Origin of the sequence: Acinetobacter sp. YH12236, from assembly GCF_013417645.1 — a bacterium.
Taxonomy (GTDB): Bacteria; Pseudomonadota; Gammaproteobacteria; order Pseudomonadales; family Moraxellaceae; genus Acinetobacter.
Map to the genome: position 1 here is coordinate 177,433 of NZ_VPDM01000003.1, position 10,940 is coordinate 188,372.

At 42.4% G+C, this 10,940-nt stretch carries 9 protein-coding genes and 1 pseudogene; 4 read left to right on the top strand and 6 right to left on the bottom strand.

The window, feature by feature from the left end; all coding sequences use genetic code 11:
• Positions 1-8: 8 nt before the first annotated feature.
• The 4 genes from FTV14_RS02985 to FTV14_RS03000 all read right to left on the bottom strand — a co-directional run bounded on the left by FTV14_RS02985 (position 9) and on the right by FTV14_RS03000 (position 5,103).
• Positions 9-1,610 (bottom strand): ABC transporter ATP-binding protein, encoded by a 1,602-nt coding sequence (locus FTV14_RS02985; RefSeq protein ID WP_180053303.1) that lies wholly within the window; start codon positions 1,608-1,610, stop codon positions 9-11.
• A 111-nt stretch (positions 1,611-1,721) separates the two neighbouring features.
• Positions 1,722-2,822, bottom strand: a complete 1,101-nt coding sequence (locus FTV14_RS02990) for a BMP family ABC transporter substrate-binding protein (RefSeq protein WP_180053304.1) — start codon at positions 2,820-2,822, stop codon at positions 1,722-1,724.
• Between the two features lie 621 nt (positions 2,823-3,443).
• A complete protein-coding gene (locus tag FTV14_RS02995) occupies positions 3,444-3,929 on the bottom strand; it encodes a nucleoside deaminase (protein WP_180053305.1) in 486 nt (161 codons plus the stop codon).
• A gap of 118 nt (positions 3,930-4,047) precedes the next feature.
• Complete coding sequence (locus tag FTV14_RS03000; protein ID WP_180053306.1) at positions 4,048-5,103, bottom strand: aromatic ring-hydroxylating dioxygenase subunit alpha; 1,056 nt, start codon at positions 5,101-5,103, stop codon at positions 4,048-4,050.
• 281 nt (positions 5,104-5,384) lie between these two features.
• On the opposite strand from FTV14_RS03000, the gene FTV14_RS03005 reads away from it, so the two are divergent.
• On the top strand, positions 5,385-6,326 hold the full coding sequence (locus tag FTV14_RS03005; protein WP_180053307.1) for a LysR family transcriptional regulator: 942 nt from the start codon (positions 5,385-5,387) through the stop codon (positions 6,324-6,326).
• 39 nt (positions 6,327-6,365) lie between these two features.
• Positions 6,366-7,718 (top strand): 8-oxoguanine deaminase, encoded by a 1,353-nt coding sequence (locus tag FTV14_RS03010; RefSeq protein WP_180053308.1) that lies wholly within the window; start codon positions 6,366-6,368, stop codon positions 7,716-7,718.
• Between the two features lie 85 nt (positions 7,719-7,803).
• Here the strand turns inward: FTV14_RS03010 and hpxO are convergent, their stop codons facing one another.
• On the bottom strand, positions 7,804-8,961 hold the full coding sequence (gene hpxO, locus FTV14_RS03015; RefSeq protein WP_180053309.1) for an FAD-dependent urate hydroxylase HpxO: 1,158 nt from the start codon (positions 8,959-8,961) through the stop codon (positions 7,804-7,806).
• A 213-nt stretch (positions 8,962-9,174) separates the two neighbouring features.
• On the opposite strand from hpxO, the gene alc reads away from it, so the two are divergent.
• Together alc and FTV14_RS03025 are read left to right on the top strand one after the other, a co-directional pair.
• Complete coding sequence (gene alc, locus FTV14_RS03020; protein WP_180053310.1) at positions 9,175-10,179, top strand: allantoicase; 1,005 nt, start codon at positions 9,175-9,177, stop codon at positions 10,177-10,179.
• Between the two features lie 12 nt (positions 10,180-10,191).
• Positions 10,192-10,689 carry an ureidoglycolate lyase gene (locus FTV14_RS03025; RefSeq protein WP_175967571.1) on the top strand — a complete coding sequence of 166 codons (498 nt, stop codon included), beginning with the start codon at positions 10,192-10,194 and terminating at the stop codon, positions 10,687-10,689.
• 41 nt (positions 10,690-10,730) lie between these two features.
• Here FTV14_RS03025 and FTV14_RS15910 read toward each other — a convergent pair.
• Positions 10,731-10,940 (bottom strand): annotated as a pseudogene (locus tag FTV14_RS15910) (DDE transposase); the annotation flags it as partial.

The following is a 10,940-nucleotide window of genomic DNA, read 5'->3' on the forward strand; positions in this document are numbered from 1 at the left end:
CCTCTTCTCTACGCATGCGCTTCATGGACAGGCTCGGATTCAGCCAATATTGCTGGATCTGCCTGAATACCTGACATGAGCAGGCCAATCTGTTCTGCATTGGTATTTTTAGCCGGGACAGGTGCTGACAGCTTTCCACCAGCCAGAACACAAATCTGGTCGCTAATTTCAAACAGTTCTTCCAGCTCTTCTGAAATCACTAAAATCGCAACGCCTTGGCGGGAAAGATCAATCAGGGTTTGACGGATAAACATCGATGCGCCGACATCAACGCCCCAGGTTGGCTGGGAGATGATCAGCACTTTCGGCTGTTGCAGGATTTCACGCCCTACAATAAATTTTTGCAGATTGCCGCCCGAAAGGCTGCAGGCTTCCGCTTGTGGCCCTGCGGCTTTTACTCCGAATTTTTCGATACATTGCTGGGCAAAAGCGACAGTTTTCTCAAACTGGATAAAGCCCCATTTGTTTAAACCCTGACGAAAAGCAGTCAATAAAGTGTTTTGTGCCAATGTCATATTCGGCACAGCACCACGACCTAAACGCTCTTCCGGAACAAAGCCCAAGCCTAGATCACGTCGCTGACCTGCACTGAGTTCAGAAATGTCATGATCTAATAGAAAGACTTGACCTTTTTTCGCCGTTTGCTCACCGGAAAGCAGAGCCAGTAATTCAGATTGACCATTACCCGAAATACCAGCAATGCCCAGAATTTCACCGGAATTTAGGTTGAGTTGAATATTGGATAAGGACACACCAAACGGATCATCAGTTTCGTAATTCAGGTTTTTTACCTGAAACAGCGTGCGATGTTCGCCTGTATATTCAACATGCGCATACGTCGGCAATTCCCGGCCAATCATTAATTTGGCCAGTTCACTGGTACTATTTTCAGAAGGCAATACATAGCCGGTGACTTTGCCATTACGCAGAATCGTTGCTTCATCACAGAGTTCTTTGATTTCATGTAATTTATGGCTGATATAAAGAATTGAAACACCTTGCGAAGCCACCAGTCGCAAAGTTTTAAATAACTGACGTACCGCTTGTGGGGTTAATACGGAGGTCGGTTCATCTAAAATGAGTAAGGAAGGATTTTGGAGTAGACAGCGGATAATTTCGACCCGTTGTCGCTCACCAACCGATAAAGAAAAAACTTCACGCCGTGGATCTACCGGTAAGCCATATTGTTCTGATACTTCGGTGATTTTAGCCCCTAAGCTTTTCAGGTCTATTTTCTCATCCAGACCTAATAAAATATTTTCAGCCACAGTCATAGTTTCAAACAGCGAGAAATGCTGGTACACCATACCGATGCCCAGTTTTCTGGCCATCGACGGACTTTCTATCTGTACTTCTTTGCCATTCCAGACGATATGACCGCTATCTGATTTCGTGGCGCCGTAGATGATTTTCATCAAGGTACTTTTACCAGCACCGTTTTCACCCAAAATGGCATGAATTTGCCCAGGTTGGACTTTTAAATTAATACTGTCATTTGCTTTCAATGAGTTATAGCTTTTGCTGATATTGATCAGCTCCAGTCGTGGAATTTGCTGCTCATTGAGCGATGACATTTCGATGTCATTTGACATGTGAGGCAGATCGCTCATAACTCAGTCTCCACTCATTTTGGCCCAGTCCATAAAGTGATTCATGGACTGGGGGATGGTTTTTCAGGATTTACTTTCTTTTATTTTTAAGTCATACACATAGTGAAAGAATTATTTAGGTAATGAACCTTCAACCCCTTTCACATAGAAGTTCATTTTTCCAAGCGCTTCATCTGTCATTTTTCCGCCTTTGGCAATCACCAAAGTTCCATCCTGTTTATAGATTGGACCCTGGAATGGATGTAATGTGCCTTTATGAATCGCACTTTGTGCATTTAAAGCGGACTGTTTCACCTTGGCAGGAACAGCAGGCCCGAAGTTTTCAATTTTCACTGCATCCTGTTTTACGCCATACCAGAGAGCGGCAGGTTTCCAGGTTTTATTAGCCACTTGCTGCATCGCTGGGGTATAAATTTTTTCCCAGTGCAATACTGAAGCAGCCAGATGTGCTTTAGGACCAAATTTGCTCATGTCTGAATCCCAACCAAAGGCATAAACGCCTTTTTGTTGAGCCGCTTGCACAACTGCTGGAGAATCTGTGTTTTGCATCAGCACATCAGCTTTTTGAGAAATCAGCGCCAAAGCCGCATCACGTTCTTTACCCGGGTTAAACCATGAGTTCACCCAGATCACTTTGGTTTTGACTTTAGGATTGACGCTTTGTGCACCCAAGGTATAGGCATTAATATTACGAACCACTTCCGGGATCGGGAATGAAGCTACAACGCCCAAAGTATTAGTTTTAGTGGTTTGCCCTGCCACTACACCCAGCATGTAAGCACCTTCATAGGTACGCACATCATAGATGCCTAGGTTTTTCCCCTGCTTATAACCGGTCGCGTGCATGAATACGGTATTGGGGAACTGTTTCGCGACTTTTTCCATCTGGTTCATATAACCAAAAGAGGTCGCAAAAATCACTTTATTGCCCTGCTGTGCCAGATTACGAATCACACGTTCAGCATCGGCCGTTTCAGGTACATTTTCGATATAAGTCGTTTTAAATTTTCCGCCCAAAGCTTTTTCAGCTTTAATACGCCCCTGATCATGAGAATACGTCCAGCCATGGTCACTGGTTGGTCCAATATAGACAAATGCAGCTTTATCGACTGCAAAGCTCTGACTACTGATCCCCAAGCCAATAATTGCAGCCGCAATTACAGGCAGTGAAAATTTTTTCATTATCTTTTTATGTTTGGACATATTCAGCATAAATTGCCTCCGTGAATGCCATTTGAGTTTTATAAATAGCGGCTTTAAAAGATCTGAATCGATATCAAAAATTTTACTGATTGCTATATTTCTATTAATTAGCAACTTCTATTCCAATTCAGTTCAAAAAATAGAACAGGTGGATTGCAAGACACTTATAATTTTTAGAATGATCTGTTCTTTTATTTATTTTTATAAATTACAATTATTTACTACCAAGTATTGAGTATAAAAAAGTTGAACAGTTAAGAATATAAGCCGAGAAATATAGATTTCAATCTAAGACAATGAGTAAAGTTGCTAGAAAACCAAGCTCAGCTCAAGGTTGAGAAATTAATAAAATTGAAAATTTAAAAATTCTTGTGATTTTCTTTTGATCTGCGCTAGATAAGTGCGTCAGCTCTAAATCGTGTGCGCCAATAAATGGCTTATAATTGGCAATGCACTGAATGAATAAAATGGATTTTTAAAAATAGAAAATTAAGGAAAGTATTTTTAGAAAATAGAGACTGGATTGCAGGGTTTTAAATTGAGCCTACAATCCGGAAAATCTGTTTTTATGGTCTTATAAATAATATAAATAAAATGAAGTAGAATTATAAAAAGAATAATTTCAAATCTTCACCGAGATGACCAGAAGTCTTTTTGCAATTGAACCGTTTCCTGTTCAAGTTCCATGATTGGTCCAATCAGCTCAATATTCTTCTGACCATGAGCAAAAACATACTCAGCAGAAACACTCATAGTCGGATTCTCATTGTGGTTTCCAGTACATTGCAATAATTTTTCTTCGGTCATGGCATAGACCACCCGCCCGATATTGGCCCAATAAATCGTTCCAGAACACATGCAGCAAGGTTCAACTGCCGTATATAAGGTGCATTCAGCCAGATAATCCGGCGTAAAATTGCTGGCTGCGATCCGGGCTAAAGTACTTTCTGCATGGTTGACCGTATCAATATTACATTGGGTCAGTAAAACCGTTTCATGATCAGGTGCAACCAGCACCGAACCAAAAGGATGATGGCCTAAAGACATTGCCCGCTTGGCAACCTTATTGGATAATCTTAAAAAAGATAGCATTTGCTCATGGCTAGGCTGTGGCATAAATTACTCTAAAATTAGTAGTTCAATGGTCATAGCTCCTCTAAAAAGAGGATTTTCGACATATATGGAATAAAAAAGCACCCCAACAGACCAGGGTGCATAAAGGAGGAAATTTAATTTAAACAATATAGCGTTTGCTTAGGCCCCATTCCCCCAGAATGCGGCGATAAGTTGTCGAAGAACGGTCAGCTTCAAAATGTGCTTCCATAGTGATATCCAAAGGTAATTCTTCTGGTTTCTGGCTTTCGACCATGTCCTGATCTTCAGCAAAAATCTGCGCATTAAAGTCATAAACCGCTTGCAGATCACCAGTCGTATCAAAATTACGGGTCAATGGCACAAATAAACGGGTTTGATTATGAGATACCGGACAGCAGGCATTCAGAATTTTCAGGATGCCATTTTCCGGAAAATGCACTGTTAAAATCGCTGAAAATGGTGGATAGACATCAAACACACGTTTCCACAAGAATCCTTCTGGGGCCAGATGCTGCAGGCCATGCGGATAATTGCTGACATCGCTGACATATTCCGTATGCAAGCCATAAGGGGTGCGTACAGTTGAATACTTTTGCACGATCGGGTTATCACGAGAAGCAAACGATTCATGATGCACCCAGGCAAAATGCGCCACATCAATAAAGCCTTCCAGCTGCCGGCCACTTGAACCACCGATATCAACAAATGGCGGTAAGATCGATTGGTGCTCTTCGCTCTCCCAGGTATCCAGATCAGGGAAATTAGCTTCTGATTCATCCCGGCTAAACAGGCTTGTCCAGACCAGACCGTATTTCAAGACTACTGGAAACTTGGTTAAGGTAAAACGATCCGAAATGTTAGTCAGTTCTGGTTGAGCCGGTATTTTGGTGCATTTTCCTTGAGTGTTGTAATGCAGACCGTGATAAGGACAAATGATTTCTTCACCCTTTACCCAGCCTTTGGTTAATGGCACACCACGATGCGGACAGATATCACGAACCAGATGAATGCTGCCACTCTCAGTTTGATATAGGGCCATCTTCACATCCAGAAGTTGTACCTGCTGTGGCGTAGTACTCACATCCTGAATACGGGCAACTGGATACCAATGCTGAGCCAGGATATTCCAGTCTGATGGGTCAAAGCCGCTACAGTGCGGTTGACTGAATAAATTAAGCACCGGGATCGCATTCATAGTTCACTCACAAATATTTATTGCATGACAACGGCTTAAATTTTTATTTCATTAAGCTGCCTTGTTGTTCTTTTATAAAATTAGCCAAATGCCTGTTCTACTGTCTATTAGAATGTTTCGTAGCCCGTGTTCCAAAAAATAGAACACAAAACTTTTACTGTTCCATTTCTTTGAAAATTGGCACAGAAATCGCTTATCCACTTACATAGAACCAGAATCACTTAGTTTCTAGCTGAAAATTATGTGATTAAAACGATGTGCAGGTGGATTGACGTGATTTTATGAATATTACTTTTTCAAGATTTTCAGAATATTTTATTGCCGTAGCCAAAACAGGCAGCCTCAGAAAAGCAGCTGATCAGCTTTATATTTCTGTCTCCGCGATTCATCGTCAGATTGCTCTAGCAGAAGAAGAATTTGGCATCGTGCTTTTTGAACGGTTGCCGAGTGGCCTGAAGCTGACATTAGCGGGTGAATTGCTGTATGCAGATTTACTCAAATGGCAAAAAGAATTCCATCAGACCTGTGTACGTTTTGATGAAATTCAGGGTTTATCACGCGGCAGCATTGAACTCGGACTCATTGCGGCACTCAGTGACGGTTTCGTTTTAGATTCTCTACAATATATGTATGAAAACTATCCCTGGATCAATTTCAATATCCAGATTCAGGAAAGTGATACCGTCTCTAAAATGATTATGGATGCTGAAGTTGATTTTGGCATTCTGCTTAATCCTAAAAGTCATAATCAGCTCGAAGTCATGTCTTTTGTGGAAATCCCGGTTGGATTTGTGATGGCCAAATCTCATCCTTTAGCTCAGGCAGAAAAAATCTATTTTTCCGACACTTTATACTTTAAGCATCTCATTCCCTGTGCCCCTTTAATCATTCATGACTATGTCTATAGCCTGTATAAACATCACCAATTTATGCCACAGCAAAAGCTGGAGTGTAATGACATTCGCATGATTACCTCTCTGGCAGAGCGCAACTTAGGGATTGGGGTACTGTCCTATATCGATGCTTTGCCTTATTTAGAACGTGATGAACTGGTGTTTAAACCGATCATTGAAAAAGGTATGCATCCACTGACCCTTGCCCTTTGTGTGGCACCGAAACGGCAAATTTCCCGTATCTCACAAATCATGATGAACTATCTGATCGACCAGATGGAACATTTGAAAATCAAATTACAACAGCTCAATGCCTCATGTGCTGCCTGATTCATGTGCAGCACAAATAAAACTTATTGGAAAAAAGATATGACAACCTTATGGATTAAAAATCCTCTTGCTGTATTTACCGCAAATGATCTGGATGCCCGTGGTGGCTTGGTCATCCGCGATGGCAAAATTATTGAACTGGTGGCTTTGGGACAAACCCCAGCATCGCCTTATGACCAGTTCTTTGATGCCCAGAATTTGGTGATTACACCGGGACTGATTAATAGCCATCATCATTTTTATCAGACCTTGACCCGTGCTTGGGCTCCCGTGGTCAATGCTCCGCTATTTCCATGGCTAAAAACCTTATATCCGGTCTGGGCCAAATTGAATACTGAACAGCATTATCTAGCCACTCAAATTGCATTGTCTGAATTACTGCTTTCCGGTTGTACCTTTTCTGCAGATCACCATTATCTGTTTCCACAGCAGCTGTCCGATGCCATTGATGTTCAGGTTGAAGCATCAGAACAATTAGGGATTCGGGTCATGCTGACCCGAGGTTCCATGAGTCTGGGTGAAGATTCTGGTGGCTTGCCACCACAGCATACCGTACAGGATATGGACACCATTCTGCTGGACTCAGAACGGTTGGTGCAGAAATATCACCAGCGTAGTGCTGATGCGATGGTCAATATTGCGCTTGCACCATGTTCACCATTTTCAGTCACCCAAGAAATTATGCGAGAAAGTGCTGCACTGGCAGAAAAACTGGATGTACGTCTGCATACCCATCTGGCCGAAACACTGGATGAAGAAGAATTTTGTCTGTTTAAATTTGGCATGCGCACCGTCGATTATCTGGAAAGTGTAGGCTGGCTTAATTCCAGAACCTGGCTGGCGCATGGCATTCATTTTGATGCCGATGAGATCCAACGCTTAGGGCGGGCTCAAGTCGGTATCTGTCATTGTCCGCATTCCAATATGCGTCTGGCTTCAGGGATTTGTCCAACCATGGATCTACTGGAAGCAGGAGCAGTCATTGGTCTAGGTGTGGATGGCTCTGCTTCGGGTGATGCGTCTAACCTGATTCTGGAAGCTCGGCAGGCGATGTATTTACAACGTTTAAAATATGGTGCAGAAGTGATTACGCCTGAACGTGCTTTAACCTGGGCCACACAAGGCTCGGCACAGGTACTGGGACGTGAAAAGCACCTAGGACAAATCGCAGCAGATTTTCAGGCAGATTTAGCTTTTTATAGTCTGGATGATGTGCGTTTTTCAGGGATTCATGATCCGATTGCCGGCCTGTTACTGTGCGGTGCAGACCGTGCCGAACATGTCATGGTGAATGGACAATGGGTCGTTAAAGACCGGGAAATCCTGAATCTGGATCTTGAAGTAGTTCAAGCTGCACATCGGCAGGCAGCGAAAGCTTTACTTGCGGCCTAAAAAATCATTATCGAATTGCTGTTATTTAAATATAAAAAAGCCCTTCATCATTGAAGGGCTTTTTGCCAAGAGATTAAACGCAGAATTAATCTAAAGGATTGCCAATAATATTACTGATAATGCCTTTCATGATATGCGGTCCCTGCTCTTTACGCAGTTCCTCATACCATTCTTTGGTCACGGCTTCATCTTTCATATGTGTGACATCACAACGTTTACGCGCACGTAATACCAGCTCATTGGCACGTTCATTACGTTTATTTTGATAGCGTTTCAAGGCATCTTCCAGACCCAGCGTATTAATCTGTAAAGATCTTGCCAGATAAATCGCATCTTCCATGGCCTGACAACCACCCTGACCAATATCCGGTGTGGTGCTATGTGCGGCATCACCAACAATTACAACACGACCTTTATAGAACTGGGCAAACGGTTCAATATCATGAATTTCAACCCGATTAGTTTTCTGTTCATCCAGCGCATCAATCAGATGCTGAACCGGCGCACACCAGCCTTCAAAATACTGTTTCAATAAGGTTTTATATTCTGCCCGATTATTCTCTAAACCAACTGGCAACGGTACATCAAAGAAGAAATAGAATTTTCCGTCTGCCACAGGCATCAGCGAAACGCGCTTACCTTGCCCGACAAATGTGGTCCATTGATCTGCTGGAGTAAGCTTTTCTGAAATTTCTACCAGACCATTCCAGTTGACATAACCGGCATAGCGACGAGAAACCTGTTCACCCAGTACATAGGCACGGGTAATGGAATGGGTACCATCTGCACCAATCAATAGGTCTGTTTTGATTTCTGTACCATCCGCAAATTTAACCAGAACACCGTCTTCCTGTTCTTGTAGCTCAACCATTTTCTTGCCAAGCTGAATATCTTCACGGCCAAACTCGTCCATCAGCATGTTCTGTAAATCAGCACGTGCCACCGGATATGGACGTTGTCCCACTTCTTCAATTAATGGCAATAAACTGAACTGGGTCATGGTGTCGCCGGTCAAGCCATCAATATAAGCCAGCTGATCCATCTGACCACCGAGCTTGGCGACCTGTTCAGTTAAGCCCAGATAATTCAAACATTTTACCCCATTTGACCAAAGTGAAATCGCCGCGCCCACCGGTAAAATCTTTTCTGCCTGTTCATAGATGGTGACTTTATGTCCAAACTTTTTTAGTGCAATTCCTGTGGTCAATCCCCCCATCCCTGCACCAATAATTGTAATCTCCATCTATTTGCTCCTCTCAAAATTGTGTTTCTTCCCCCCTGTGTAGCTAAAAGCGTGCCATTTCGAAAATAATGCACTGATTTTTCTCAAAAGTTGGCACAAGCCGTGCATTCATCTATTCATTAAAAACCTGTTTTTATAAGGTCTTTCAGCAGAATTACAGACTTTTATAAAAAATTAGATTCACGTTAAACATAATTTGAATGGAACATAGTTATGGCAATATTATTTGCACCCATTTTCGAGATCCCTGCGCATATCCAGCAGCTTACCAACCTGGCTGATAGCCGGATTGGTGCAGAAATTCTTGAATGTTCAGATGATTTTTTTGCTGAAGCAAAACGAATGTTGCAATTTGATGCACCAATTTTTGTTGAAGATAAATTTGATGATCATGGTAAATGGATGGACGGCTGGGAAACCCGCCGCAAGCGTCATGCCGGCTATGACTGGGCCATTGTCAAACTAGGTGTGGCTGGAACTATCAAAGCACTAGATATTGATACCACGTTCTTTACCGGAAACTATCCAGCTTCTGCTGCAGTTGAAGCCTGCTATGCACCAAATGGTGACTTAAGCACCGCAACCTGGCACTCAATTTTACCAAACAGTATATTAGGTCCGAGCCAGCATCATATTTTTAATATTGATTCAGACGAAGTCTTTACACATGTACGCCTAAATATTTTCCCTGACGGGGGTGTAGCTCGCTTTAAAGTCTATGGTGAAGTAAAAATTCAGGTTCAGGACAGCAATCAGGTGATTGATCTGGTCGCTCTGGAAAATGGCGGTCGTGTCATTGCCTATAGTGATGCGCACTTTGGTCATCCACGTAATCTGATTAATCCGGGGCGTGGCATCAATATGGGTGATGGCTGGGAAACCAAGCGCCGTCGTGCACCCGGCTTTGACTGGTGTATCTTGGCTCTGGGTCAGAGTGGTCAGATTGAAAAAATTGAGATTGATACCGCGCATTTTAAAGGTAACTTTCCTGCTCAAGTCTCTATCCAAGCGATTTATATTGAAGATGCGACTGACCAGCAGTTAATTCCGCAAAGTATGTTCTGGCCATTCCTGCTTGAAGCACAAGAGATGCAGATGGATCATATTCATAGCTTTGTTGAGGAAATCTTAAAACAGGGAAAAATTTCTCATATTCGGGTGAACATGATTCCGGATGGTGGCATTAGCCGGATTCGACTGTGGGGAAAAGTTGCCTGAGTAATTATATCTATGAGCATGCAAACCATAAAAATACAGCCCTTAACTGCTGAAAGTTTCTTGCCTTATGGAGAGGTCATTGCCTGCGAAGGCAATGATTTTTTCCATATTAATGATCAGCAGACCGAGCGTTATCATGCTCTGGCGGTTGCTGAAACAGATGCTAAAGTTGGTCTAAGTATTTTTAGAAATATTCAGACTACAGCCATTCCCTTTGCAATCGAAATGCTGGAACGTCACCCTGTCGGTTCACAAGCGTTCATCCCGATGCAGGGCCAGAAATTTCTAATTGTGGTTGCGCCTAATCTGGATCATGAAAAGCCTGATCTCAGTCAAATTCAGGCTTTTATCAGTAATGGTACACAAAGTGTAAATTACCGTGCCGGTACCTGGCATCATCCTTTGCTGACCTTTGAAGCTCCAAGTGATTTCGTGGTAATCGATCGGATCGGTACTGGTCCAAACTGTGATGTTTATACTTTTCCTGAAAAGATCTTTATCGAAAATTAAGCCCATTAAAAAAGCCCTTATCAATAAGTAATGCCAGTCAGTTAAGAGATTGACTGGCATTTTTTTGGGTATTTCTGTGGTTTCCCTTTCACAACTCGTGGGTAGTTTCTACTTCTTTTTTTCGGTAAAACATACCTTTTAGATTTTTCCATTAAACTTTCTAGATGTTTAGGCAAATTACCTGCGGAAGCCAAAGAATCAAACTTCAATAGGTTAAGGATAGCAATAGAGGTAATATGAAAGCTCATTCT